General features: G+C 68.1%; 19 protein-coding genes. 10 read left to right on the forward strand and 9 right to left on the reverse strand.

Going from position 1 to position 25,494, the window contains the following annotated elements; all coding sequences use genetic code 11:
* The first annotated feature begins 11 nt into the window (after positions 1-11).
* Genes BLU09_RS06220 through BLU09_RS06240 form a run of 5 tightly spaced genes read left to right on the forward strand, consistent with a single transcriptional unit; the run spans position 12 to position 7,129 of the window.
* A complete protein-coding gene (locus BLU09_RS06220) occupies positions 12-473 on the forward strand; it encodes a c-type cytochrome (protein ID WP_244171457.1) in 462 nt (153 codons plus the stop codon).
* Entirely contained in the window at positions 473-4,729 is a 4,257-nt protein-coding gene (locus tag BLU09_RS06225; RefSeq protein ID WP_090486804.1) for a DUF4114 domain-containing protein, read from the forward strand. Before BLU09_RS06220 ends, BLU09_RS06225 begins: the two co-directional genes overlap by 1 nt.
* Positions 4,726-5,256, forward strand: a complete 531-nt coding sequence (locus BLU09_RS06230; protein WP_090486807.1) for a type IV pilus modification PilV family protein — start codon at positions 4,726-4,728, stop codon at positions 5,254-5,256. Before BLU09_RS06225 ends, BLU09_RS06230 begins: the two co-directional genes overlap by 4 nt.
* Positions 5,253-6,479 carry a prepilin-type N-terminal cleavage/methylation domain-containing protein gene (locus BLU09_RS06235; RefSeq protein WP_090486810.1) on the forward strand — a complete coding sequence of 409 codons (1,227 nt, stop codon included), beginning with the start codon at positions 5,253-5,255 and terminating at the stop codon, positions 6,477-6,479. The genes BLU09_RS06230 and BLU09_RS06235 overlap by 4 nt, the downstream gene beginning before the upstream one ends.
* Before the next feature lie 2 nt (positions 6,480-6,481).
* Positions 6,482-7,129, forward strand: coding sequence for a pilus assembly FimT family protein (locus BLU09_RS06240; protein WP_090486812.1), 648 nt, complete (start codon positions 6,482-6,484; stop codon positions 7,127-7,129).
* Between the two features lie 69 nt (positions 7,130-7,198).
* On the opposite strand, the gene ileS is transcribed toward BLU09_RS06240, so the two are convergent.
* Positions 7,199-10,099, reverse strand: a complete 2,901-nt coding sequence (gene ileS, locus BLU09_RS06245; RefSeq protein WP_090486816.1) for an isoleucine--tRNA ligase — start codon at positions 10,097-10,099, stop codon at positions 7,199-7,201.
* A gap of 125 nt (positions 10,100-10,224) precedes the next feature.
* Between ileS and BLU09_RS06250 the strand changes: the two genes are divergently transcribed.
* Positions 10,225-10,542 carry a hypothetical protein gene (locus BLU09_RS06250; protein WP_090486819.1) on the forward strand — a complete coding sequence of 106 codons (318 nt, stop codon included), beginning with the start codon at positions 10,225-10,227 and terminating at the stop codon, positions 10,540-10,542.
* A 19-nt stretch (positions 10,543-10,561) separates the two neighbouring features.
* On the opposite strand, the gene BLU09_RS06255 is transcribed toward BLU09_RS06250, so the two are convergent.
* The 5 genes from BLU09_RS06255 to BLU09_RS06275 form a co-directional block, all read right to left on the reverse strand.
* The gene (locus tag BLU09_RS06255) at positions 10,562-11,380 is read right to left on the reverse strand and encodes a hypothetical protein (protein WP_090486822.1); all 819 of its coding nucleotides are present in this window, start codon (positions 11,378-11,380) and stop codon (positions 10,562-10,564) included.
* Complete coding sequence (locus BLU09_RS06260; RefSeq protein ID WP_090486825.1) at positions 11,380-12,396, reverse strand: TadE/TadG family type IV pilus assembly protein; 1,017 nt, start codon at positions 12,394-12,396, stop codon at positions 11,380-11,382. Before BLU09_RS06260 ends, BLU09_RS06255 begins: the two co-directional genes overlap by 1 nt.
* Before the next feature lies 1 nt (position 12,397).
* Positions 12,398-14,014 carry a pilus assembly protein TadG-related protein gene (locus BLU09_RS06265; RefSeq protein WP_090486828.1) on the reverse strand — a complete coding sequence of 539 codons (1,617 nt, stop codon included), beginning with the start codon at positions 14,012-14,014 and terminating at the stop codon, positions 12,398-12,400.
* Positions 14,011-14,796, reverse strand: a complete 786-nt coding sequence (locus BLU09_RS06270; RefSeq protein ID WP_020478445.1) for a TadE/TadG family type IV pilus assembly protein — start codon at positions 14,794-14,796, stop codon at positions 14,011-14,013. Before BLU09_RS06270 ends, BLU09_RS06265 begins: the two co-directional genes overlap by 4 nt.
* Positions 14,797-14,961: 165 nt before the next feature.
* Positions 14,962-16,392 carry a sigma 54-interacting transcriptional regulator gene (locus tag BLU09_RS06275; RefSeq protein WP_186817724.1) on the reverse strand — a complete coding sequence of 477 codons (1,431 nt, stop codon included), beginning with the start codon at positions 16,390-16,392 and terminating at the stop codon, positions 14,962-14,964.
* A 78-nt stretch (positions 16,393-16,470) separates the two neighbouring features.
* On the opposite strand from BLU09_RS06275, the gene BLU09_RS06280 reads away from it, so the two are divergent.
* Positions 16,471-17,460 (forward strand): ATP-grasp domain-containing protein, encoded by a 990-nt coding sequence (locus BLU09_RS06280; RefSeq protein WP_090486835.1) that lies wholly within the window; start codon positions 16,471-16,473, stop codon positions 17,458-17,460.
* A 165-nt stretch (positions 17,461-17,625) separates the two neighbouring features.
* Complete coding sequence (locus tag BLU09_RS06285) at positions 17,626-18,297, forward strand: DsbA family oxidoreductase (protein ID WP_090486838.1); 672 nt, start codon at positions 17,626-17,628, stop codon at positions 18,295-18,297.
* A gap of 65 nt (positions 18,298-18,362) precedes the next feature.
* On the opposite strand, the gene BLU09_RS06290 is transcribed toward BLU09_RS06285, so the two are convergent.
* A complete protein-coding gene (locus BLU09_RS06290; protein WP_090486841.1) occupies positions 18,363-19,352 on the reverse strand; it encodes a hypothetical protein in 990 nt (329 codons plus the stop codon).
* Positions 19,353-20,004: 652 nt separating this feature from the next.
* Positions 20,005-20,778 carry a hypothetical protein gene (locus BLU09_RS06295; protein WP_244171458.1) on the reverse strand — a complete coding sequence of 258 codons (774 nt, stop codon included), beginning with the start codon at positions 20,776-20,778 and terminating at the stop codon, positions 20,005-20,007.
* Between BLU09_RS06295 and BLU09_RS06300 the strand changes: the two genes are divergently transcribed.
* Both BLU09_RS06300 and BLU09_RS06305 read left to right on the forward strand, forming a co-directional pair.
* A complete protein-coding gene (locus tag BLU09_RS06300) occupies positions 20,731-21,714 on the forward strand; it encodes a hypothetical protein (protein WP_090486844.1) in 984 nt (327 codons plus the stop codon). The genes BLU09_RS06295 and BLU09_RS06300 overlap by 48 nt on opposite strands.
* Positions 21,715-22,022: 308 nt before the next feature.
* Complete coding sequence (locus BLU09_RS06305) at positions 22,023-24,401, forward strand: sensor histidine kinase (RefSeq protein ID WP_244171459.1); 2,379 nt, start codon at positions 22,023-22,025, stop codon at positions 24,399-24,401.
* On the opposite strand, the gene BLU09_RS06310 is transcribed toward BLU09_RS06305, so the two are convergent.
* Complete coding sequence (locus BLU09_RS06310; protein ID WP_090487079.1) at positions 24,391-25,491, reverse strand: TolB family protein; 1,101 nt, start codon at positions 25,489-25,491, stop codon at positions 24,391-24,393. The two genes, BLU09_RS06305 and BLU09_RS06310, sit on opposite strands and share 11 nt — an antisense overlap.
* Between the last annotated feature and the right edge of the window lie 3 nt (positions 25,492-25,494).

A 25,494-nucleotide genomic window follows, 5' to 3' on the forward strand; every position in this document is an offset into this window, starting at 1 on the left:
TGAGCGCCCCCATGAACCGACTCATCCTGTTGTCCCTCCTGCTCCTGCCGGGACTGGCCAGCAGCGCCACGGATGAAGGCAAGCTCGCCTTCGAGAAGGCCTGCGCCCGCTGTCACGTCGTCACCGCGCAAGGACAGAAGAAAACAAAGGCCGCGGCCAAGGCCCCGAACTACCGCAGGCGCGGACCGAGCGTCGACCTGGGCCCCGTGGTCCCGATGCGCACGCCCGACCAACTGCGCGCATGGCTGGCAGGCCCCAACCAGATCAAACCCAAGACGAGTTGCGATACGCGCCTGCTACCCGATGGCGACAGGGAGCTGCTCCTCAGCTACCTGGCGCTCAGCCTCCACCCCACACCTCCTACGCGCGAGGAGCAACTTCGCCTGCAGCTCAAGCAGGACCTCGCAGCACGCCAGGCGCAGAAGCAGCGCCAGGCGGATGAACCGGCCCGCCGTTCGCAGGGGAAGAAGTGATGCGCACCCTCATCCAGACACTGGCCGCCGTCACCCTGTTGACCGCGCCGCTGGCCTCCGCCCAGACCACGCCGGGGTCGGCACCGGCCCAGTTGTGTGAAAACCAGCTCGACCAGAACAAGCAGCCCGAATTCAGTGAAGAGAACCTGGAGATCGAGTCATCGACCGTCCTCATCACAGAGGAATCGCCAGCCCGGCTCCAGCTCAACACGAACCGCACGGCGCTGAACGTCGAGAACATCTACTTCCCGTTCGATCAGAACGTCACCATCAGCTACGTGTACGAGTCGGCAGGCGCCTCGCATGCGCTCGGCTACATGTACATGGATGACCTCCGCGTCAGGGGCTATGTCGACAACAACGGCAACCTCGTCGACAGCAACAGCAACGGCATCTTCGACCTGCACGAGGACCTGTTCAACCTCGCGCCCCGGAGCGGCGACAAGGCCCGCCCCTACATTGGCAAAAACCGGCGCTGCACGCGGAGCTTCACCTCGGACGGCGAGACGTACAACCAGCCCGAACTGGCGATGAACTCCGAGTGCCGCAACACCTTCGAGGAGAACCACCGCGAGATCGCGGACGCCCGCCCGGGTTACACCTTCGAATACAACATCACGGACGTGGTGGGGACTTTCGCCAACGACAGCGACAACCCCGGCGGCGCCTTTTCAGATGGAGGGCTCTTTCCCCATCTCCCCAACCTCCTGGAGCCCCCTTCAGACCACAATGGAAACCTGGGCCTGGGGCGAATGGTCTTCCTGCTCGCCGACGATGATGACCGCCGCACCACGTACGGAAACCTGGCGCCGGTTCCGGACGATGGCCCCTACCCTGACGGCATCCCGGACTACGACGTCTCCCGTTACGACCCACGGGGCCTGGTGCGCGCCAACAATCCGGACCGAGGAATCTCCCCCTACGACCGGACCGTGGACCTGGGGATGATCCAGGGCGGGAAGGAAGTCATCTTCTTCGTCGTCGTGTTCTATTCAAGCCGCAACCACGGCCCCAACGAAGGCTATGTCTATCCGTGCTTGAAGCAGGACCCTGATGGCCGGTGCGCCCTGCACCTGCGCACGTCCATCAACGTGTTCTTCTCCAAGGCGGCGTGGAACATGGACCAGAACCCCGTGGGCGGCGAAATCACGGCCGAGCGCAACATCGGGTGCTGGTACCGCGAGGGCTGCAACCCGGACGATCCCGCCAGCACGCCTGACGAGGCATGCCGGGTCGAAGGCACCAACGACTACCTCTGTGGCTGGCTGGACGGCCCCATCGGGACCCCGGGAACCACGCTCTACCGCCTCGCGAACGACGAACTCTATGGCCGGCTCGTGATGCCCATGGAGCGGGTGACGATTCCCAGGCCCAGCGGCGTGCGCAACCCCATGCCTCACGTCATCGTGGGCGCGCCCTCCACGGACCCCTTCCGCTGGATTCTAGGCTTCGAGGACATCCCTGGCGGCGGCGACCGCGACTTCAACGACGTGGTGTTCGTGGTCAACAAGCAGAATGGCGGCAGCACCCGCTCCGCCACCGTGTCGGGAGACCTCTCCCCGGACATCGCCAACGACTTCGTCATCACCAAGGTGCGCTTCAAGCGGCAGGACGACTTCGCGCCGGCGCCTCGCACCTGCGCCGGCGGAGCCCCCTGCTTCAGTGAAGACTCCCCAGGGGCGTGCACGCCGGAGGACGGGCCCGAGCCCACCATCACCTACTCACTGGCGGTGGATTGCCGCGTCTGCCGTCCCCACCCGGACACCGGACAGATGGAGTGCGTGGCCAATCCGAATTCACCGACGTGGTTCCCGGTCCACTTCCCCGACACGTCGCCGCCCACGCAGGAGGTGGAGCTGGACATCATGGCCATGGGCTTCACCGGCTCCCAGCTCTGCTGGAAGGTGGACATCACCAGCCCCAACGAGCAGTGCCGCCCCATCATCGACGACGTCGAGGTGGGCTATCAGGCCGTCCGCGCCGGCAGCTACTCGCGTGCCTCACCGTCCGCGCTGGCCAACGTCATCGTCTGGGGCGTGAACGAGACGCCGGGCAGCGCCTGGGGCCGGGATGGGGCATGGCCCGGCGTCGGCATGCCCGCGCCAGGCACCCGCGCCTATGACGGACAGAAGGACTTCACCCTCCGCGGCCGGCTCTACTTCCGCTCGCTCTATGACCCAGAGGAGCCGAGCGTCACCCGGGCCGTTCAGCGGTGGGACGCGGGCAAGGTGATGGCCTTGTCCTTCGGCACCAACGGCCATAGCCTTGAGCCGCTCCAGCGCAAGCTCTACACGATGGGCGCGTCGGGTGGACGCAGCACCATCACCGACGAGATGTCGGACACCAGCAGTAACAGCCTGCTCTTCCCGGACGCGCTCTGCGACGAGGAGCGGAATGGCCGGTACCTCTACGACCTCAACAACGATGGGAAGTGCGGCACGCCGTCCAGCGAGTCCGACGAGAAGCGCATCGAGGGCGTCACCAACGACCGCAACTTCCTGCGTGAGTGGCTGTATGGCTGGGAGGACCGCCATGCCCCGGGCACCCGTGACGACCGCCGGCCATGGGCGCTGGGCGGCATCAACATGTCCACGGTCGCCATCAGCCTGCCGCCGTATCTCGACACCTGGGCCAACAATGCCCGAGCGAGCGAGCGCGACCTGTATCGCCGCAACTTCCTGGAGCCGCTGGCGGACCGGCCGACCGTGGCCTTCGTGGGCACCATGAATGGATACCTGCACGCCTTCGACGCGGGCGAATTCCGCAACTCCACGCATGACCCGTGCAATAGCCAAACCCAGGCACGCGGCTACTTCGAGACGACGACCTGCATTCAAAACCAGATCAACAACCGCGACTACGGTTCCGGCCAGGAGCGCTTCGCCTATCTGCCGCGAATGCTGCTGAGCCAGTACCGCAACCTCTACGTGCGATTCAACGGCTCGGGTGCCCTGTCCAGGCCCTCCATGGACGCATCCCCCAGCATCGCCAACGTGGACTTCGGCATCCCCAACACGGCCGCGTGGACGCGCTCGCCCACCGAATCGAAGACGCAGGGCGCCAAGACGGTCCTCGTCAGCGGGTCGGGCAAGAACAGCCCCGCCGTCATCGCGTTGGACATCACCCACCCCGATGACGCGTGGTACCCGCTCCCGCTGTGGGAGTTCGACCTGCGGTCCCCGAACATCGAGCACGCCTTCTCCACGGCCAAGGTGACGACCCCGGAGGTGCAGTTGCCAGACAACTCCGGCACGAATCACGCACCCTCCATTGGCCGCCTGACGTGGGGCTCGGAGGCGGAGGGCAAGTGGACGGCCGTCGTGGGCACCAGCCAGGTGCCTTCGTCGCCGGGCCGCGCTGGCGCCCTCTATCTCATCGACATGAAGACGGGGCAGCCGCTCAACTACGGAAGTTCACCGGCTGGAGCCATGGCAGGCATCATCACCTTGGACACGGGCTCTGGCATCGCTGCGGAGACCGCGCTGGTGGACCTGGACCGAGACGGCAACTATGACGTCATGTACGTGCCGACCACCGCGGGCAACGTCTACCGCGTCAACCTGGACCAGGTGAACCCGAGCGCGCCCCTGGGACAGAAGGTGAAGGTCTGCAAGATCGCCAGCGCGCCCGTCACGCTGTCGGACCATGACGACGCGGCCGAGGGACAGGACCCCGTCTACCAGCAGATTCACTCCAACCTGGGCGTGAGAATCGTCCGGAACTCTGGCAGCCCCGTGGTTCGCTTCTACTTCGGCACGGGTGACAACCCGGACGAGTTCTCCGACGGCCCCGAAAACAAGAACGCCTATCGCTACCACCTGCTGGGCTACGAGGACACGGACCCCTCCGGCACCCGCGCGTGCGCGCTGCTGGACCCGCTCTGGGTCCAGCAACTGGACCCGGGGCAGGCGGTGTGGGGCGGCGTGACGCTCTCGGACGACAAGGTCTACGCGACCACGGCCGTCGGAGCCGCGGCGGACGTCTGCAACCTGAGCCAGGACGAGAGCGGCCGGTTCTACGAGTCCGGCCTGCTTCCGGATGGCAACAGCGCCCCCGCGATAACCAGCGCTTCGCTCGGTGGCCACGGCGTGAGCGCCCCGGTGGTGCATGACAATCACTTGCTCATCCCCACTGTCACGGGAGAGGTCAAGGTGCAGGGCAGCGGGAAGTGGGGCAACGGCAATGCGAACGGCGGCGCGGCCCGCTCGAAGGTCCTTATCTACGCCCCCAGCCCGGACGGGAGGATGCCGCAGTGACAGCGCTGAAGAGGCGCCAGCACCGGGGCATCACGCTCCTGGAAGTGCTGGCCACCATGGCCATCCTGCTGATGGGCGTCGGAGCGGCGATGCTGGTCGTGACCCAGACCAGCTACTCCAACCGCCGCAGCCTCAGCGCCACCCAGGCGCAGCTCATCGCCGAGCAGGCGCTGGAGAACATCACGCTGCTGGGCTGCTCGCTGCAGCCCCCGTGCGGCAACCTGGAAGGACTGGATGAGAGCTACGTCCTCTTCCAGACGAGCGCGGGCGCGCTGAGGAACGTGCGTCCCGCCGACCCGACCGTCATCGCGCGTGAGTACCAGGTCGTCGTGGACGTGGACGTCCCCTCCATCCTGAGCACCATCGAGCCGGGCTCCCTGGTTCCGGAGGAACTGCAGCGGGACCTCGTCCCGGGTGTGCCAGACACCGCGGGGAACATCGCCAACGTGCGCGTCGTCGTGAGCTGGCAGGAGCAGGAGCGCAGCGACCGGCAGGTGGTGGTGCTCCAGACGAGGATGGCGCCGTGAAGACGACTTTGACGCGCCATCGCCGCCGGTCGCTCCATGGCTTCACGCTGCTCGAGGTGATGATTGCCACTGCCATTGGCCTCATCGTGCTGGGAGCGGGACTGGTCGCGGCCATGCAGATGCAGCGGCGTGCCCTCTTCGAAGAGCAGACGATGCTGGCGCAGGTCACCGGGCGCACGGTGAAGGAGTTGATTGCCGCCGACCTGCAGCGGGCCGGCTCAGGCATGGGGAATGCCCCCATCGTCTTCAGTGACACGCGCACCCATCCAGCCATCCAGATGTGGACGGAGCCCGACCTGTCCATTCCGGACCTGACGCGTCCCTTCCCCGAGGTCCCCGCCTTCGCGCTGCCGCCCGCGGGGCACCTTGAAGAATCAGTGTCGGACGTCCTGCGGATTCACTGGGGGGACACGCGAGGCATGGTGACGCTGAGTCCCTGCGCTGGAACCAACGTGCGCGAAGACACACGGACGTTCTGCACGGTTGAGAATCCCTCGCCCAGGCTCCAGCCCACCATCGCGCCGACGACTCCGGCCCTGCTCGTGAATCCCGCCAGGAATCTGGCCTGCCATGTTGAGGTCACCAACGTGGACACCGCGGGGCGGCGAATCAACGTCGTTCCGGGCACTGGCATCGAGACCACGACGACAGGCCGCTGTGGTGACTTCGCCTCGGAGCCGAACTTCTGGAACACCGAGCCCGACCGGGAATCCTGGCGCATCATGCCGGCCCAGAGCGCGACCTACCGCGTGAACTGGGCCAGTGGAACGCCGACGCTGGAGTACCTGGGGCCGGGCGCAGCGAACTGGGTGGTCCTGAGCCGGGACGTCGAACGTCTCTCGGTGCGGCTGGGGGTCGCGGCCATCACACAGCCATTCGGAGGCATGCGCTGGTTCCCGGATGTGGACAACGGGCGACCGAACGGGCTGGATGCCTGCACCATCACCACCTGCCCCATTGAACAGCACCCCAATGAACTTGTCGCGCCCGCGACGGACGAGGAGTTGCGCCAGCGGCTGTTCCAGCGCGTCCGTGAGGTGGAGGTCACCCTGGTCGTCCGCACGCCACGGCAGGACCGTGAAGCCTTCGACCCGGACCAGCCCATTGGTGTGGACGGGGAGCGGTTCCCGATTGATGGCTTCAAGCGGCGCACCTTCACGTTCCGGGTGATGCTCCGGAACTTCGCGGCGGGTGGACTTCAGCCCCTCCTGACGGAAAATTGAGCATGAGGCACACACGCGGAATCACACTGCTGGAGATGATGGTCACGGTGGCCATCGCCTGCATCCTGCTCGCAGCGGCGCTGATGGGCATCCAGACGCCCGTCAACCGTCAACGCGAGAATGAGGCCACGCGCGAGCTGTGGGCCTCCACGCTCCGCGCCCGGCAGCGCGCCCTCACCACCAACCAACCCGTGCGCATCGTCGTGGAGGAGAACGTCCCTCGCGGCGATGGAACCTCGCGCACGGTGGCCCGGTGGGAGCAGCTTCGGTGCGACAATGACTGGGACAACGCGAGCTGCCCCGCGAACGGCTGTGAGAACACCACCTGCCGCGCCAACCCGGACTGCTGCAGCGAGCTGGGACCGGACATCGTCATTCCCGTCTCCATGAACGCGGCCGCGATTCACGGGCTTTGCTACATGCCCGGCACCGGCCGCCCCGTCAGCCCGGGCGACCTGACCTGCATGCGGGACTTTCTCGATGACCTGCCCGCGCTGGACGCCGCGGCCCCCGGCAACCTCCGCTTCGACTTCACCTCGGGCCGCGCACGCAGCCTCATCCAGGTGGAGCCACGGACGGGCCTCGCCAACGTGTTCGACTGCGACCCTCACGCATCGACCCAGAACCAGGTCATCGAGTGCTTGAACTGAGCACTGCTGGCACCTGAAGAGGACCCTTCCCCGGACACACGCCGGGGAGGGCTCCTCGAAGACGGCCCGCTACGCCGCCAGGGCCTCGCGGCACTTGAGGCAAACGTCGCCGCCCTGCCCCACCGCTTCCGAGTACGTCCAGCAGCGCGGGCACTTCTCGCCGTGCGCTGGGAGCACCTCGGCCGTGACGCGGACGCCTTCTCCGAAGGCCTGTGCCACTTCCAATGTCTGCGCCGCATCCCCCTTCACGTCCGCCAGCTCCACCTGGCTGGTGATGAAGAGGCCCGGCAGCTCGGCCAGGTTCGCCTGGAGGAAGTCGCGCGCCGCGCCCTCCGCCGTCAGCACCACCCGCGCCTCCAGCGATGAGCCGATGCGCTTGTCCCGCCGCGCCGCCTCCAGCACGCCCTGCACCGCGCCGCGCACCGCGAAGAGCTTCGCGTAGCGCTCGGCCAGCGCCGGGTCCAACTTCGCGGACACCACCGGGAAGCCGCCCAGGAAGACGCTCTCCGCCGGCTTCCCCGGCAGCGTCTGCCACGCCTCCTCCGCCGTGAAGCTCATCACCGGCGCCAGGAGGCGCAGCAGCACCGAGGCCACCTCGTACAGCACCGTCTGCGCGCCGCGCCGGGGCTGCCCGTCCGCGCGCCACGTGTAGAGCCGGTCCTTGAGGATGTCGAAGTACACCGCCGACAAGTCACCGGCGACGAAGTCCACCACTGTCGCGTAGACGAGGTGGAACTCGTAGTCCTCGTACGCCTTGCGCACCCGCGCCACCACCTCCGCCAGCCGCCCCAACGCCCAGCGGTCCAACGGCAGCAGCTCCGCCTCCGGCACCGCGTGCTTCGCCGGGTCGAAGTCGTAGAGGTTGCTCAGCGCGTAGCGAACGGTGTTGCGAATCTTCCGGTAGCCTTCCGACAGGCCCTTCAGAATCTGGTCCGACAGGCGCACGTCATTGCGGTAGTCGCTGGCCGCCACCCACAGGCGCAGCACCTCCGCGCCGTACTGCTGGATGACCTTGTCCGGCGCCACCACGTTGCCGCGGCTCTTGGACATCTTCTCGCCCTGACCATCCACCACGAAGCCGTGCGTGAGGCAGGCCTTGTACGGCGACATGTCGCGCGTGCCCACCGCCACCAGCATGGACGAATGGAACCAGCCGCGGTGCTGGTCGCTGCCCTCCAGGAAGAGGTCCGCCGGAATCCTCTGCCGCTTCTCCAGCACCGCGGAGAACATGCACGCCGAGTCGAACCACACGTCGAGGATGTCCGTCTCGCGGCGGAACTCACCCTTGCCGCAGCGCGGGCACTGGAAGTCCGCGCCCAGGAAGTCCTTCACCGGCGTGCGGTACCACACGCCCACGCCCTCCTTCTCCACCGCCGCCGCCACCCGCTCCATCAGCTCCGGCGACACCACGGCTTCCTCGCAGCCCTCGCAGTAGGCGATGCAGATGGGCACGCCCCACGTCCGCTGCCGGCTGATGGTCCAGTCCGGCCGCGTCTCCAGCATGCCGCGGATGCGGCTGTGCCCCCACGAGGGCACCCACTGCACCTTGTCCACCTGCTCCAGCACCACCTGCCGGAACGTCTGCGTCCCATGGAAGGGCGCGTCCATGGGGATGAACCACTGGTACGTCGCGCTCAGGATGACCGGATTGCGGCAGCGCCAGCAGTGCGGATACGTGTGCGCCACCGTGTCCGTGGCGCCGTTGAGCAGCGCGCCCTTCTCCACCAGCAGTTGGATGACGACGGGGTTCGCATCGAACACGCGCCGGCCTTCCAGCACCGGCCCCACCGTGTCGTCGTAGCGGCCGTCCGGACGCACGGGGTTGTAGATGTCCAACCCGTACTTCAGGCCGACCTCGTAGTCCTCCTGGCCATGCCCCGGTGCGGTGTGCACCAGGCCCGTACCGGCCTCCAGCGTCACGTGCTCGCCCAGGATGACGCGGCCCCGGCGCTCGTAGAACGGGTGCTGGTACGTCAGGTGCTCCAGCTCCTCGCCGCGCGCGTACGCGAGGATGCGCGACGGGTCCACCAGCGCCGCCGCGGAGACTTCACCGCCGGGCAGCTCCACGTGCTTCACCGCCAGCTCGTCCGCCTTCACCTCCGCCAGCACCTTGGGCAGCAGCTCCCGGGCCACGCAGATGACGCGCGTGCCGAGCTGGTAGAAGACGTACTCGAACTCCGGGTTGACGGAGACGGCCAGGTTGGACGGCAGCGTCCACGGCGTGGTCGTCCAGATGACGAAGGCCACGTCCTTGCCCTTCAGCGAAGGCACGCGCTCGGCCAGCTCCGCCCCGGCCTGGAAGGCCACGTACACGGAGGGCGAGGTGTGATTCTCATACTCCACCTCCGCCTCCGCCAGCGCCGTCTGGTCGTACAGGCACCAATACACGGGCTTCTTGCGGCGGTAGAGCATGCCCCGCTTCGCGAACACGGCCAGCTCGCGAATCTCCTGGGCCTCGTAGGTGAAGTCGAGCGTCTTGTACGGCTGCTCCCACGAGCCGAACACGCCCAGGCGCTGGAACTCCGCCTTCTGGATGTCGACGAACTCCAGCGCGTAGGCGCGGCACGCCTCCAGGAAGGCGTCGCGAGACAGCGTGCGCTTGTCGATCTTCTTGTCCTTGAGCCGCTTCTCCACCGCCTGCTCAATGGGAAGCCCGTGCGTGTCCCAGCCGGGGATGAAGTCACACCGGCGGCCGGACATGTTCCGGTACTTCACCACGATGTCCTTGAGGACCTTGTTGAGCGCGTGGCCCGCGTGCAGATGGCCGTTGGCGTAGGGCGGACCATCAGGCAGAACGAAGGGCTCCGCGCCTGCGTTCTGCTCCAGAATCTTCCCCCAAATCCCCCGCTCCGCCCACCAGCCGAGCATGCGCGGCTCGAGCTGCGCCAGGTTCCCCTTCATGGGGAAATCCGTGCGCGGCAGGTTGACCGAGTCCTTGAAGTCCTTGTCCTTCGGGGGCGTGTCGCTCATGTCGACAGCGGCCGTAACACGCGGCCCCCAGGGCTTCAATGCGCTCAATCCCCACGCTATGCTGGACAGCCAGGCAAGGAGGAACCTGTCAGCCCCTCCGCCCAACACCACTGCGAGAACTGACGATGAAGACCTTTGGACTGATGCTCTTCCCACTGACGGTCCTGCTCCTGGCAGGCTCCGTCGAAGCCGCGTCGCCCATCTCGGGAGCGGAGGCGCCGGTCAGCATTGGCCAGGCCAGCGACACCTCGTCCGTCAAGGACGAGGATGGCAATGACATCGAGCTGCCCAAGCACGATGCCAAACAAACCCAATGCATCGCGAAGTGCCAGGAGCCTGTCGCGAAGTGCATCAGCGGATGTGAAGGGGGAGACCGTAAATGCCAGCTGCGCTGTGCGCAGACCATGGAGCGCTGCGCCCGAAAGTGCGGCGTCCAGCTCTGACGGGGCGGGCCCCGGGGCCTCACTTCGGCTGCACCCCCAGCTTGCGATAGAGCCCGACCATCAGCATGTCGCCTTCGGGCTGAGTGCGGATGGTCAGTTGCTCCGTGCCTCGCTGAAACACACCGGGCTGCTCCGGGTCCTCGACAAAGCCCGCCCGGGTCAACTCGACCTGATAGAACTCCCGGACCTCCGCGGACGTGGCCTTCACGGCGTACATGGCCATCTGCGAGCCTTCCAGATTGGACCGCGTCACCTGCTCGGCGCCAGCCATCATCGGTGCCCAGTCCAGCTGAGTGCTGCCGCCCGGGGTGTACTTGGACACATCGGAGGTCCCCAGGATCAACGTGACGGTGTTGTCCTGGTTCTTCTGGAAGATGACCGTGTAGGCCGTGAGCGTCTCGGTATCCAGCGCCGTGAGCATGGGCTCGGCAATCGGCGAGTTGAGCGCCTCCGGTGAAGTGGAGATGAAGAGCCCCGCGGCCCGGAAGCGGTCCACCATGTGCTGGATGAGCGGGTCCATCTGCCAGGACGAGCGCGCGAGCTGAAGGTGCATGGGCACACCATCCGTCACCTGGAGCCCGGGAGACTCCACCCAGGCTGTCACGGCGGGGATGTCCCAGCGGAAGGACGGGCGAGCCGGTGGCGTGCCTGCGTCCTGCTCGGGCGGCGGCGCCGGCGCAGGCTTGGCGCCAGCGGCCGGAGCCTTCTTGGGAGGAGGCTTTCCCGCCTTCGCTTCCGCCGAGGGACGCACCTTCGGGTCAGCGGGCTTCTTCGACGTTTCAGCCAGCCCCACGGAGGGCGCCGTCGCGAGCGCCACGCACATCAGCCACACGCGCATCAGGGACACTCATTCCCCAGGAAGCACGAGTCCCGGCGGCCATAGGAAACGGGGTACGGAATGGCCTGCCAGTTGAGCCCCGGAGGCAACAAGCCCGGAGACGTGGGCCAGCCCTTGAACCCCATGGTCGCCAGGCCGCCCATGGAATCAGCGGGCAGCGGCTGACCGAAGAAGGCTTCCTCTCCCACGGCGCTCATCCAGAACATGTTCTCCGCGCCAAAGAAGAAGGGCAGCGGCAGCCCTCCGACAACCGTCTGCGCTAGACGGCTCGCCGAGAAGTCCGGTCCAAAGGCATTCACCATCAGGCTGACGCCATAGACGCTGGAAGCCATTCCCCAGTACGGCAGGTTCAAGGGGCAGGGGCCGGGAAAATCGGGGATGATGGGGCACGAGCCTGACTCACCCGAGCCCGTCAGTCCCCAGTCATCCAGCATGCTGGTCAGACGGCCCGTGCAGTTGCCGCCCTGGGCGCGCCCCATGGCGCACACGCGAATGGGGAGCATCTCGTAGTGCTCCGCCTGGAAGAAGCCCCCCGTCTCCCGCTGGGCAACACGCTGCGGAATCCGGAAGGCCGTGAGGTCCGCCTGCGCGGTACAGGAGATGCCGCCGCCGTCGCGGTAGGCCACCGACGTGAAGACGGGATGCGGGTCGAAGGTCGGACCGCCCTGGGTACACGACACCTGCATCCCGTCCGTCCGGGTCAACGCGAGCGTGATGACGCCCGCGCTGTTGGTGGTCGTGCGGCTGTCGAAGTCCCGGTAGCGCATGGCGGCGTCCTGCCCCGCGCGCTCCGCCGCCGCGGAAGAAGGCGATGAGTCATTGGGCCACTCATGCAGCTTGTGTCCCGGCGCCTCCAACAAGGCGGAGTGCGCCGCTTCGGTCACCTTCACCGAAAGGAAGGACACCTCGGCGAAGTGGATGACGAAGAGGAGGATGGTGATGAAGACGAGCGAGCCGATGGCCATCTCCACCATCGCCTGGCCTCGCTGGGTGCGACGCGAAGGAGACTGCTCCATGTCACGGCCCTCCCCTGTAGCCCTGTGCACGCAGGGCCTCGTATGCCTCCGCCGCCCAGCCCACGCCGGCGCCGTTCAGCTCATCCACGAAATCCTCCGCGCCGCTGGAGTCCACGGTGGCGGGGACCAACGTGGCACGCCAGTACGGATTGAGCAGATTGGGAGGCTCGCGCCAGTGCTCGCGACGATGGTAGTAGGCCAACCCGGTGGACACCGCCGTCTGGCGGCTGATGTTCAACCCACCGCCCGCCGGCCCCAGGACGAGTCCGCTGTTGTCGAACCCGCTGTCCGTCCCCCCGAACCGGAAGCGGAACAGCAGGTTCCAGGGGTCCGCCTGGGTGCCACGCACGGCATAGTCCCGCTGGATGACCGCGAAGTTCTTCGGCTGGCCCCAGTTGTCATCCTTGTCCATGACCTTGACGCCGTTGTAGTCGACGAACATGGGCCAGACGGACGGGCACCCCATCCGGTTGCGGCCATAACAGGTCCCCATGTTGTGACGCGTCTGCGCCGGCTCCTGGTCACCCGTTCCCAGGCGCGGAGACCAGCGGTGCCGGTCCCTGGGGTCGCTCGAATCCGAAGCGATGAGCAGCGACTCCGCGACACCGACTCCAAAAGTCTGCGTGGGACACGGGGACCGGCCACGGGCGAAGGTGACGAAGGCCAGACCATGGTCATCCGCGATGGAGTACGTGTCCGTCGTGCCCAGATACGTGCCATGAAGCGGCGTGCGGGCCCAGTAGGTGCTGCCATCCCCCTGAATCATCACCGTGTCCGGGGTAGTCAACCGCCGCTGGATACCCGCCGTGACGAGCCAGTCATCGGTGGGGTAGATGCCACGGTTGGCGACGAAGCTGTGCCCCCGGCTGCCCATGGCCGCGTAGACGTGATGCCCGTTGATGAGGTTGGGCCACGCCACGGCCCCCAGGTAGGGCGTCACCTCGCGGCGCGTCGTCGAGACACCGTCCACGCGTAGCTCACCCGCCCAGCGGCTGCCCGCGCCGGCGCTGTCGATGATGTCGTTCGCGGCGGACTGGTTGTTCAATTCGAGCATCATGCGTCCGTACTGGACGACCTGCCCCACGACGAACATCTGCTGCGCGGCCTGGCTGAGCCGCAACGCTCGCTGCGCGGCGGGCCGCTCGAGCTGATCCCACTGAGGAGCAATCTCCGTCCGGTCGTAGCGAGAGAGCGCGTTCTGGCTGCGGGTGATGTCCCGGACGCCCTGGATGGCGCACCTGCAGAAGCTGCTGCACCCCGAATAGGGAATGCAGCACGGCAACAACGCGATGTAGGGAAGCATCGCGATGGTGTAGGCATTCCGCGTGGCGCCAATCTGCGCGCGGTAGTAGCTGCTCCAGTCGATGAGGCTGTTCACCGCGGCCTTGGAGACCAGGTGGCCAATCTGCGCCCGGCTCATCAAGGCCATCTCGTTGAAGACGCGCGCCGTCGTCGCCGCCTGGCTGTAGGCAGCGGCATCCGCCGCGGCCTGGACCTCCATCTTCTCCTTCACCTTGGAGCCAAACGACAACGTCAAGGTCACCAGCAGGGTGAGGAGCAACAGCGTCAAGGCGAACAGCACCAGCGTCTGTCCGCGGCTCAGGAGCTTGTGCGTCATAGTGCCTCGGGAGCAGGAGCGCAGTTCTGCGTCTGGAAGAAGCGCCGTTGCACCGGCGTCAACATCCGAAGGGAAGCGGAGGCGTGGATGGGGATGACGTACTGCTCGGAGTTCATCCGCCGCAGCGCCTCTTCACGAATCAACCCTTCCAGCCCCATGGACGGAGGGCCCTGGGTCCACCGGGCGCGCTGGGTCTGCATCAACGGGTTCTGGTTCGTGTAATCCCGCCAGCCCCAGCGCGCCATCGTCAACCGGGCGATGACCCAGTTGGCGAAGGGAATCTTGAGCGGAAACCAGTAAACCAGCCGTGTTTCGAGCCGCACGATGCCCGCCGGATTGTCGAACTGGTCGAAGAGCGCGTCCTCGTTCGGCACCGCCGTGGCCAGTGGGCTGTCGCGGATGATCCACACGATGGCCCCGGTATGATTCCCATCGGGCATCGACACCCGGTTGGCCCGCCCTGTCGCCCCATTGTACTGGTTGTCGCGGCGGGCCGCGAAGGCATTGGCCAGCTTCTGCCCCGGTGAGCCGCCCGCGCCGCCCAGGAACGAATAGTAGCTGGGCATCAGCGCGAGGATGGCCGCGTGAGTCATGGCCTGACAGTCGCCATGGTTGACGCTGCCCACCCGCGTCGCGCGAAAGGCGGCGTACTCCGCCAACAGCCGCCCCTGCAGCATCAGGAAGAGCTGCAGCGTTCCCAAGATGAGGAACACCATCAAGGGGAGCGTCAGGGCGGACTCCACCATCGCCTGTCCGGATTCGCGTCTTCCGCTCGGGCGCATTGAATTCATGGCGGGCGTATGTTCCGGGAATTCAGTCCAGATCGGACATACGTCAACTTGACGGGACGTTCCTTGCATCGAGAACAGGAGAACACGGCTCTGCGACAAACGCGCTTTTCTGGCGTGAAACAACCGAGTTACAACATCCACCGATGACTCATGGGGCTAGCGTGACTTCATCCCCTTTGTGTCCAACTGGTACTTTTTCACCAGCCGTTCAATCGATTTCCGGTGGAGCCCACTCTCACGCGCGGCGCGAGACAGGTTCCCTTCGCAGCGCGTCAAAACGCTGGTGATGTATTCGCGCTCGAAGTTCTCCAGCAGCTGCTCCTTGGCGTTCTTGAAGGAGAGGTGCTCATTGAAGGGCAGCGGCCCTTCGCGGACCTGTCCCCGCACGCGGGGCGGCAGGTGCGCGGGCTGAATCTCCTCGCCCTCACTGAAAGTGAGGACGTGAGACAACACGTTCATCAACTCACGCACGTTGCCGGGCCATGAATACGACATCAGCAGGCCCAGGGACTCCGCGGAGAAGCGCTTCTTGCCGTGCTTGCCCACCACTTCCGGATCCGCGAGCGCGCGCTTGAGGATGAGGGGGATGTCGTCACGGCGCTGTCGCAGCGGCGGCAGTTGGATGGTGATGACGGACAAGCGGAAGTAGAGGTCCTCGCGAAAGCCGCCGCCCTGAATCTCCTTCATCAGGTCGCGGTTGGTGGCGGCGATGACGCGGCAGTCCACCTCGATGACGTCGTTGCCGCCCACGCGCCGCACTTCATGGTTCTCCAGCACGCGCAGCAGCTTGGGCTGAAGGTCCAGCCGCAGCTCGCCCAGCTCATCCAGGAAGATGGTGCCCCCATGCGCACGCTCGAAGGCGCCTGGCCGGCTGCTCACCGCGCCGGTGAAGGCGCCCTTCTCATGGCCGAACAACTCGCTTTCGATGAGGTTGGGGGGAATGGCGCCGCAGTCCAGTACCTCCATGGGCCCCTTCGTGCGGCCGGACAGCTCATGGATGGCGCGCGCCACCAGCTCCTTCCCGGTGCCCGTCTCACCCTGGATGATGACGGACACACCCATGGGGGCGATCTTCTTGATGAGGCCGAATATCTGCCGCATCTTCATGCTCTGCCCCACCATGCCGCACAGCTCGCCCTCGCGGTCGGGCTCGATGGTGACTTCCTCATCCAGTGGCGCGAAGGTCAGCACCGACGAGCCCGCGCGAATCTGCGAGCCCGGTGACAGGTAGGCCCGCTCGATGCGCCGGCCATCCAGGAAGGTGCCGTTGGTGGAGCCCAGGTCCACCAGCAGATAGCCGCGCTCGGTGAACTGGATTTCGAAGTGGTGACGGCTGGCGGTGCGGTCCTCCACCAGCACCAGGTCATTGCCTGGATGCGCGCCGCAACGCAGCCGCTCCTTGTCGCTCACCACCGAGCGGCCGGTGTCTGGCCCGGAGGTGACGGCCAGACGGCACTTGTGGAGCTTCACCGTGGTGCGCGGGTCCACCACGAGCGTTTCGCTCAACAACGGAGAGTGGTTCAGGTCTTGTCCGACGTCGCCGGGACTGGTGTGGATGTCGTCAGGGTGCAGAGGGGGAGCACTCATCTTCGCACGAGGATAGCAAAGGCCCCCCACGAGGCCCGCCCCTCGCGGGCGTCCGTGCTAGGCTCTCGCGCCCCGCCCATGCCTCCGCGCAAAGTGAAGCCGAAGAAGGTCCCGGTCCTGCCCGGGTCCCAGGCACTCGACCGTCCCGAACGGGCCCCCCGGCGAGGGCACGCGAAGAAGACGGTCGTCATCCTGTCCCGCAAGCGCGCGCTGTACTCCACGCGGCGGCTGGTGGCCGCCATCCGCGCGCGGGGCCACCGCCCGTTGGTGCTGGACACGCTGCGTTGCTGCCTGCTGCTCGCACAAGACGCGCCGCGCATGACGTACCGCGGCGTGGAGGTGCGTGGCGTGGACGTGGTGGTGCCGCGCATCGGCGCGTCCATCACCGCCTATGGCCTGGCGGTGGTGAACCACTTCGAGATGATGGGCGTGCCCGTCCTCAACCCGCACACGTCCATCGCGCGCAGCCGCGACAAGCTGCGCGCGCTGCAGTACCTGTCGCGCTCCGGGCTGGACATCCCTCGCACCGTCATGGCGCACGACCGCAGCAACGTGCGCCGGCTGGTGGAGGAGGTCAACGGGCTGCCCGTCATCATCAAGCTCATCAAGGGCACCCAGGGCGTGGGCGTGATGATTGCCCACACGCTGTCGGAGGTGCAGACCATCCTCGACACCTTCTGGGACCTGGGACAGGAAATCGTGCTCCAGGAGTTCGTCGCGGAGAGCGAGGGACGGGACGTGCGGGCCCTCGTCGTGGGTGACCGCGTGGTGGGCGCCATGCGGCGCAAGGCCAAGTCCGGCGAGTTCCGCTCCAACATCCACCGCGGCGGCGAAGGGCAGGCAATCGAGCTGACCGAGCCCTACACGGAAGCAGCCGTGCGGGCCGCGCGCGTCGTCGGGTTGGAGGTCGCGGGCGTGGACATGCTGGAGGGCCGCGCCGGCCCCCGGCTGATGGAAATCAACTCCAGCCCTGGCTTCGAGGGCCTGGAGCGCGCCACGGGCATGGACATCGCGGGGGCCATCATCGACCACGCGCTGAAGTACGCCGAGGCGAAGCGCGCCGGGTGAGCGCGAACCCGGGTCACGTGAGGTTGCTCGCCTGCTTTCGAGCAGACACACAGCCGGGGCAAGGCACCTTGCATGCTCCTCAGGAACTCAGGAATGCCTCCGTGGCCCGCGTGTCCTGAGGAGTTGGCAGCGACGCGGGTGCCCCTCTAATCTGGCGGCCCTCAAATGAAAACGCTGCACAAGCCGCTGCAGATCACCGTCTACCAGGACGTGCTGTGTTCCTGGTGCTACCTCGCCGACCTGCGTCTCGATGTCTTGCGCCAGGAGCTGGGCGAAGCCGTTCGCTGGAGCGTCAGGCCGTATCCGCTGCGCGTCCATGACGTGCTGCCCACGATGCGCGAACAACGCGCGTTGGTGGAAGAGGTCGAGCGCGCACAGCGCGAACCGGATGCCGCCGCGCGCATGTTGTCCACGGACCTGTGGCTCGGGGGAGATCCACCGCGCACCAGCGTGCCGGCGTTGGCGGCACTGGAAGCGGCGCGGCTGCAGGGCCCGCAGGCGCGCGCGTTCCTCGCCCGCGCCATGCAGCGCGCGGCGCTGGAGCAGGGCGTCAACGTGTCCCGCCCGGACGTGGTGTTCGAGCTGGCCTCGCGCGTGGGCCTGGCGATGAACGAATTCTCCGCGGCCTTCCGCTCGGAGGAGACGCGCCGCCTCATCCTCGACGAGCACCGGGATGCCACCCACCGTGGCGTGCGGGGCGTGCCCACGCTCGTCATCGGCGGCCGGTGGATGCTGTGCGGCCTGCGTGAGCTGGCCGAGTACCGCGAGCACATCCTCGCGTGCCTGGGCAAGGTGTCCGTGCCCCGCTCGGGTTCACCCGAGCGCGTGGTGCACTGAGGCGCCCCACCCTCCCGGAGGCCCTGCGCGCGACGGGCGCGCAAGGCCCCGTGTGGAGGGAAGGCTCAGGCCTCTTCGGCGCCGCTGCTGAGCGCCATGACGAGCCCGGCCATCAGCACCTGCAAGAAGCCCAGGGCGGGAATCACGGGCACGCAGCAGAGGAACACGCTCGCCATGGCGAGCAAGCCCCCCAGCAGCACCGTTCCAATCATGGGCAGGCGCTGACCGCGCGAGTAGGCGAAGCAGCGGCGCAGCGTCTCCACGGCGCCGGGCGATTCGGTCCGGGCCAGCTCCGGCTGCATCAGGATGAGCGGCGTGAGGAGCCACCCACCCGGGAAGACGTAGAGCGCGAAGGCCACGAACCCCATCACCGCGAAGCCCGGCAACAGGGGCGTCACGGCCGCGTCCAGCTCCGAGGGAGGCAGGTCCTTCAGCGCCATCAGCTCCGACCAGGACACGGCGCCAGTCGCCAGCCCCGCGCCCAACGCGCCCACGACGATGAGCAACAGGAGCGGGAGCATCAACAGGAAGGACAGGAACAGCGTCCCCAGGTACGTGGGAATCTTGCCGAACTGGCTGAACATCCGCCCCAGGTCCGCGCGCCGTCCGTTGAGCACGTCCATGCTCATCCGGAGGAAACCCAGCGTTATCCCGCCCTGGATGGCGTAGGAACCAATGATCCCGATGAAGAAGCCCAGGACGGTGATGACGATGTTCCCCGTCGCGCCACCGGCCATCGAGGAGACTTGCGAGACGACCTGCCCGGCGAAGGAGCCCGCCAGGAAGATGAGCACGCCGACACAGAGCATCACCCACTCGCGCTTGAACGCATCCCAGGACAGGTCCATCAACCCGGAGACGCTCCAGTTCTCGCGGTTCAGCGGAAAGGCCTGCCCCACGCCCTCGCGCTGACGGCAGGCCGGGCACCAGGCTTGCGAGCCCCCCTCGCCGCAGGTGCGGCACATGAAGTTGCCGCAGCGGGAGCAGGTGCCCACCGCATCGAATCCCGGGTGGAGCGGACAGCTCGCGCCCGAAGTGAACTCAGTCTCCGCCATGGTGCGTCTCCCCTCGCGCCGCTGCTCACCTTTCTGGGACAGGCGGCACGCACATTTCCCCCTACACCACCCAGGCGGTGTCCACCAGAGGACGAAGGGCGTTATCCTCGGGCTGGCGGGTGGACGAAAGCGGGACTGCCCCGGGCGTGAATTTTCTCCACGCCCAGCCGTCTTCCTCGCGTGGCCGCAAGGTGGACGGCCCGGCCGTCCACTCCGCCCAGGAGAGTCACCACATGCGCCGCCTGCTCGCCCTCGCCGTTCCGCTTGCCCTGATGATGGGCACTGGCTGTGTCGCCCACGTCCACGGGCCGGCGCGGCACCACGCCCCGGTTCAGGTCATCGAGTACAGCTATTCGAGCGACCACCCCATCCCCGATGAATTCGGCGGCGGCTGGTGCCCGTACTCGCACGTGCACGTCCACGACTACGAGCCGACCACGACGTACTACGTCTACTCGGACAACGCGTACTACTACAGTGGCCCGTCGGTGGTCTGGTACTGGAACGACCACCCACACGCGCACGGCGGCCTCTGCAACATGCACGGGCGCCACTCCCACGACTACTACCCGAGCACGGGCAGCATCTACCGCTACGAGCGCAACCGCGGCTACGTGTGGAGCCGCACGCACAGCGCCTCCGCGGGCTACGGCTACGTGCGCCCGGCGACGCGCCCCTCCAACCGCCCCGTGGTGCCCGGCAACACGTACAGCGGCACCCGGCCGCCCCCGGGAGGTACGCGCTGGACCACGCCGCGCGGTTCCAGCTCGGGCGGCAACCACCGGCCGTCGCGTGGCCAGGGCAACCACTCCGGCAGCGGCTGGAGCAGCCCTCCCGCGGGGCGCTCCTCGAACAACGTCGCGCCCAGCAACAACTCCGGCAGCGGCTGGAGCAGCCCTCCCGCGGGACGCTCCTCGAACAACGCCGCGTCGAAGGACGACGACTCGCGTGACAACAACAGCGGCAACCGCTGGGGCAGCGGCAACTCCGGGAGCAGCGGCAACTCCAACAGCGGCAACTCCAACAGCGGCAGCGGCTGGAACACGCGGGGAGGCAGCAGCTCGGGCTCCAGCAGCTCGGGCTCCAGCAACTCCAGCTCCAGCGGCAGCGGTTGGGGACGCGGTGGCAGCAGCTCCGGCAGCAGCAACCGGAGCTCCAGCAGCAGCTCGGGCTCCAGCTCCAGCAGCGGGGGCTGGGGACGCGGGGGGAGCAGCAGCGGGAAGTCGTCCTCGGGCTCCAGCGCGCCTCCGTCCGGCCGCTCGGGTTCGTCGTCCTCCTCCGGCGGCAACGGCCGCTGGCGCTGAGGCGGGCCACGCCCGCGGACAACACCTGGCTTCCACATGACCGGCGCCGCGTCCCACTCCGGGGCGCGGCGCTGATGTTTTTCGGACAGCGCGGCGCCCTCCAGCCCGATGGCCAGCACCACCGCGGCGTCGACCAGGGGACGAACGGAGCGTGGGGTGGATTGCCGCCACGTGAGGCCGTGGAGAGCTTTCCCGCGATGATGCGTCCTCTCCTGATGGTTCCATGTGCCGTGCTGGGACTCTCACTGGGCTGCGGCCCTGGCGATTACACACCCGACCCTGGCGTGCAGACCGACGACGCCGAGGCCGTGGACCTGGACAACCTCCGCATTGGTGTCAGCGGCACGGTGGAGCTGCTCCCCGAAGCCCGGCGGTTGCTCGAGGCCCGGGGCCTGCCCCTGCCCACGCTGGAGGGAGCGCCCCTCACCGCCGCGGAGCCCCTGCGCCTGGCGGTGAATGACGCCAACGCCACCTTCGGCACCGCGCCGGCCGCCGCGGATGGCGCCTTCACCGTGCGCGACGTGGCGGTGCGGGAGATGCACCTGAGCCTCGCGGTGGGCGCGGAGGCCGCGGGCCTGGTGCCCGCCCATACCGTCGTCTACGACTCCGCCTTCACCGGTGCCCGGCCGCGCACGGACATCATCGGCGCGCGCGTGTGGGCGCTGCCGGACGCCTTCCATGACGCGCTCAGCGTCGCCGTGGGGGAGAGCGCCATCCGGGGCCACACCGACAACCGGGCGGCCACCCTGCGCGACGCCGGCTTCGTGTTGGGGCGCGTGGTGGATGCCAGCGGCCATCCCGTCGCTGGCGCGAAGGTCGCCCCCGACGGCGAGGCGCTGGCCGGTCGCATCTACTACCCCACCGCCGACCTCCAGGGAGCGAACCAGGAGGGCACCGGCCCGGACGGATTGTTCGTCTACGTCCACTCGGGCGCGGACGCGGAGGCCTTCCTCCTGTCCGTCACGGGCACGGACGGCTACACGCCGCGCAACGTGGGCGTGGCGCCGGGCTGGGGACTGGTGCTCACCGTCCATCCCGGCCTCCACCCGCCTCCCTAGACAGCGCGGCGCCCGGCCTTCCGCTCGCGACTCGGCTGCTCGGGGTCTGCTGCCCCGCGCGCTGGCCGCCCCCATGTTCCGACGGAGGCGCGCACGGCCCGAGCCAATGACTGGCGGCGCCCCCACCGTCCGCACCCATCGCTGCGCCGCACTCGCGTCCGATGCCGGAAGCAAGGGCGCGACGCATCTCTCACAGGAGCGTCTCGACCGGGGGCCTCGGGCCGGTGGCGTCACGGGAGGAGCCCTGTGCGTTCGTGGGGGACGCCACGATGAACGAGTGCTGGAGGCCGCAGCGTCGGAGCGCAGCCATGGCCTACGGCATTGCCTGGCTCGCGACGCTGGGCGCCCCGCTCGTGGGCGTGCTGTACCTCCTGGGCTGGGCCTGGGATGTGGAGATGCTGAGGCCCGGCATGGCCGGCATCCCCATGACGCCGGTGACAGGCATCGCCATGATTTTCGGCGGCGCCGCACTGGGCCTGCGGCTGCGCTCCCGCCCGTTCCGCCATCAGGAATCCACGGCCACCGCCTGCGCGCTGGTGATGGTGGCCATCGGCGCGATGAGTCTCCTGCGCGACATCACCGGCTGGGACGTGGGGATGGAGCACCTCATGCTGCGCCTGCTCGATGGACACGCCTCGTCGGTGCTCCCTCGGCCCTCCCCCCTGTCCGCCACCTGCATGACGCTGCTGGGCGTGGCCCTGGCCCTCCCGGAGCGGAGCCACTCCGTCCGGCTGCGTGACACGCTGGTCGTGTTGTCGCTGGTGACCTCGACGCTGGGCCTCAACGGCCTGTTGATGGGCCCCCTGTTGACGGTGGGCACCCTGCCCTTCCTCGCCGAGCGCAGCATGGGCCTGCCCACCGCGCTGACGCTGATGCTGCTGGCGGTGGGCACGCTCTGCGCACGGCCGGCGCTGGGGCTGATGAGCCGCATCACCCGCGACTCGCTCGGCGGCTTCCTTGCGCGCCGGTTGGTGCCGGTGACGCTGATCGGCCCCTCGGTGCTGGGCATGGTGTTGATGCTCCTGCACGAGGTGCGCGCCATCAACCTGGAGGCGAAGCTCCCCATCTTCGCCACCTTCGTGAGCGCGGGCGGCGCGGCGCTCGTGCTCCTGTCCGCGCGGGCCCTGGACCACATTGAAGCCCACCGCCAACAGGCCACCGCGGCGCTGGAGGCCTCCGAAGCACGCTACCGGGGCCTGCTGGAGACCACCCCCGCGCCGCTGCTGACGGTGGACGCGCAAGGCCTGCTGCGCTTCGTCAACGCGGAGGCGGAGCGGGTGTTCGGCTACCCGCGCGAGGAGCTGCTGGGACGCGAGGTGGAGGTGCTGGTCCCCGAAGGACTCTTCGGTGGCCGGAGCCTGGACACCGGCTTGGGCGAGCGCGCCATCCAAGGCCGCCGCAAGGACGGCAGCCTGCTGTCGCTGGAGGTGCGGCTGAGCCCGGTATCAGGCCCGGAGGGTCCCAGCGTGCTCGCCGTCGTCCGCGACGTGTCGGAGCGGGAGCGGTACCTCGCCAAGGTCCAGCGCGCCCGTGAGGAAGCGGAGATGCAGCGCAGCCAGGTGCAGGCCCTGCTGGACCACACGCCCGTGGGAATCGTCTTCGCGCAGGCGGACGGCGGCGGGCTGGTGGCCAATCCCGTCGCGGAGCAGCTGCTCGGGCGTCCGCTGAAGGGGGTGTCGCTGGAGATGACGGGGGTCAACCCCATCGTGCTCACCACCGACGGCAAGCCGGTCCGCAGGGAGGACGTGCCCATCGTCCGCGCGCTGCTCACGGGCCAGCTCGCGGGACCCGAGGAGTTCCTCATCCTCCACCCCGACGGGAGCCGGCTGCCGGTGTTGATGACCGCGGCTCCCGTCTTCGGCCCCGGCGGGAAGGTGCGCGGCGTGGTCTCCACGGCGCAGGACGTGACGACGCGCCACGAGCTGGACCGGCTTCGCGAGGAATACGTCAGCCTCATCTCCCACGACCTGCGCAATCCGCTCCACACCATCAGCCTGCGCGTGGGACTGCTGCGGCGCGCCCTGCGCGAGCGGAACCTGGAGCAGGAGGAATCCATGACGGAGGCCATCCAGCGCAGCGTGGCCTGGATGAACACCATGATTGAGGACCTGCTGGAAGGCTCGCGGCTGGAGTCCCAGCGGGAGACGATGCGCCGCGAGCCCCGGGACCTGGCGCGCTTCCTGGAAGAGGTGATGGAGCGGGACGTGGCCCCCGACGTGCGCGAGCGCTTCCACCTGGAGGTCCCAGGCGCGCTGCCCCCCATCTGGATGGACGCGGCGAGGCTGGAGCGGGTGATGGCCAACCTGCTGAGCAACGCCGCCAAGTACAGCCCCGGCGGGCAGCCCATCACCGTGCGAGCCCAGCTCCAGCCGGAACAGGTGGTGGTGTCGGTGAAGGACCTGGGCCCGGGGCTGAGCCCGGAAGACGCCGCGCGCGTCTTCGACAAGTACTTCCGCACGCAGAAGAGCGGCGCGTCGGACACGAAGGGCCTGGGCCTGGGGCTGTACATCAGCCGCCTCATCATCGAAGCGCACGGCGGGCGCATCTGGGTGGAGAGCGAGCCCGGCCAGGGCTCCACCTTCAGCTTCAGCCTGCCCGTGGCCCCGCCCGGCGCGAACCCGCTCCCGCCCCAGGTCCCGGATGACCAGGCCCCGGCGGCGGGAGACGGCTCGGCCGTCAGCGCGTAGGGGCCCAGCGCGGCAGCCAGTCCGGCCCCTTGGCGGTCGTCAGACGCGTCTGCCCGCTGCCATTCGCGCGCATGAGGTACACGTCCGTGTCGCCCTGGCGCTCGGACACGAAGGCCAGGTACTTCCCGTCCGGACTCCACGCGGGCATGTCGTCCCGGTGCTTGCCATCCGTCAGGGCCACCGGCGCGCCGCCCGCCACCGGCACCATCCAGATGCGGGCGTTCCCATCCGGCAGACGGCTCACGTAGACCAGCCGCTGCCCATCCGGACTCCAGGCGGCCTCGCGCTCGTCGCCCTCGAAGGACTCGCCCGACACGGCGCGCAGGTCCGAACCGTCCGGACGGAGGAAGTACAGCCGGTCCTTGCGCTCGCGATCGCTGACGATGACGAGCCACTTGCCGTCCGGGCTCCACTTCGGCGTGCGGTCCTCATGGTGGAAGAAGGTGAGGCGGCGCTCACCGCTGCCGTCCGCGTTCGCCACGTAGACTTCGGGGTCGCCCTCGCGGCTGCACACGAAGGCCACCTCCTTGCCATCCGGAGACACCGCGGGCTCGAAGCAGCCTTGCGGCACCTGCGTGAGGCGCACCTCCGGCACACCCTCGCGGGGCTCCAGGCGCACCACGTCACTGAAGCCCTCCGCGTCGGACTCGGCCACCAACCAGGTGCCATCCGGCGCCCAGCTCGCGTTGCGCGCACGCGCCCGAGGCGGGTGCAGCGGTACCGCCGGGCTCTTGCCATCCAGCGGCAGGACCCGCATCTGCTGGCGGTGCAGCCCGTCCTCCTCCGTCGCGGAGATGACGAGCAGCGACTTGCCGTCCGGCGACAGGGGACCGGGGTACATGTCCTCCTCGCCGCGAGTCAGCTGCGTCTCCACGCCCTCCGGACTCACCTTCCAGACATCCTTCCGCCCTGCCCGCTCCGACAAGAAGATGACCGCGCCTGGAATGGCGCGAGCCTCCTCCTTGGACAGCGGCCCGGAGCCGGACGTCCCGCCACACCGGCCGGAACACCCGACACCGAGCACGGCGAGCGCGGTCAGACACCGCGCCCGCCACGGCCAGGAACGTTGAAGCCGTTCAAGGCCCCGCATCAC

Source organism: Myxococcus virescens (assembly GCF_900101905.1).
Lineage (GTDB): Bacteria > Myxococcota > Myxococcia > Myxococcales > Myxococcaceae > Myxococcus > Myxococcus virescens.

Excerpts from the sequence above, each read along its gene's own strand:
- BLU09_RS06220 (WP_244171457.1), top strand. The coding sequence starts at position 12 with ATGAACCGACTCATCCTGTTGTCCCTCCTGCTCCTGCCGGGACTGGCC.
- BLU09_RS06225 (WP_090486804.1), top strand. The coding sequence starts at position 473 with ATGCGCACCCTCATCCAGACACTGGCCGCCGTCACCCTGTTGACCGCG.
- BLU09_RS06240 (WP_090486812.1), top strand. The coding sequence starts at position 6,482 with ATGAGGCACACACGCGGAATCACACTGCTGGAGATGATGGTCACGGTG.
- ileS (WP_090486816.1), bottom strand. The coding sequence starts at position 10,099 with ATGAGCGACACGCCCCCGAAGGACAAGGACTTCAAGGACTCGGTCAAC.
- BLU09_RS06250 (WP_090486819.1), top strand. The coding sequence starts at position 10,225 with ATGAAGACCTTTGGACTGATGCTCTTCCCACTGACGGTCCTGCTCCTG.
- BLU09_RS06255 (WP_090486822.1), bottom strand. The coding sequence starts at position 11,380 with ATGCGCGTGTGGCTGATGTGCGTGGCGCTCGCGACGGCGCCCTCCGTG.
- BLU09_RS06260 (WP_090486825.1), bottom strand. The coding sequence starts at position 12,396 with ATGGAGCAGTCTCCTTCGCGTCGCACCCAGCGAGGCCAGGCGATGGTG.
- BLU09_RS06265 (WP_090486828.1), bottom strand. The coding sequence starts at position 14,014 with ATGACGCACAAGCTCCTGAGCCGCGGACAGACGCTGGTGCTGTTCGCC.
- BLU09_RS06270 (WP_020478445.1), bottom strand. The coding sequence starts at position 14,796 with ATGCGCCCGAGCGGAAGACGCGAATCCGGACAGGCGATGGTGGAGTCC.
- BLU09_RS06275 (WP_186817724.1), bottom strand. The coding sequence starts at position 16,392 with ATGAGTGCTCCCCCTCTGCACCCTGACGACATCCACACCAGTCCCGGC.
- BLU09_RS06280 (WP_090486835.1), top strand. The coding sequence starts at position 16,471 with ATGCCTCCGCGCAAAGTGAAGCCGAAGAAGGTCCCGGTCCTGCCCGGG.
- BLU09_RS06285 (WP_090486838.1), top strand. The coding sequence starts at position 17,626 with ATGAAAACGCTGCACAAGCCGCTGCAGATCACCGTCTACCAGGACGTG.
- BLU09_RS06290 (WP_090486841.1), bottom strand. The coding sequence starts at position 19,352 with ATGGCGGAGACTGAGTTCACTTCGGGCGCGAGCTGTCCGCTCCACCCG.
- BLU09_RS06300 (WP_090486844.1), top strand. The coding sequence starts at position 20,731 with ATGTTTTTCGGACAGCGCGGCGCCCTCCAGCCCGATGGCCAGCACCAC.
- BLU09_RS06305 (WP_244171459.1), top strand. The coding sequence starts at position 22,023 with ATGGCCTACGGCATTGCCTGGCTCGCGACGCTGGGCGCCCCGCTCGTG.
- BLU09_RS06310 (WP_090487079.1), bottom strand. The coding sequence starts at position 25,491 with ATGCGGGGCCTTGAACGGCTTCAACGTTCCTGGCCGTGGCGGGCGCGG.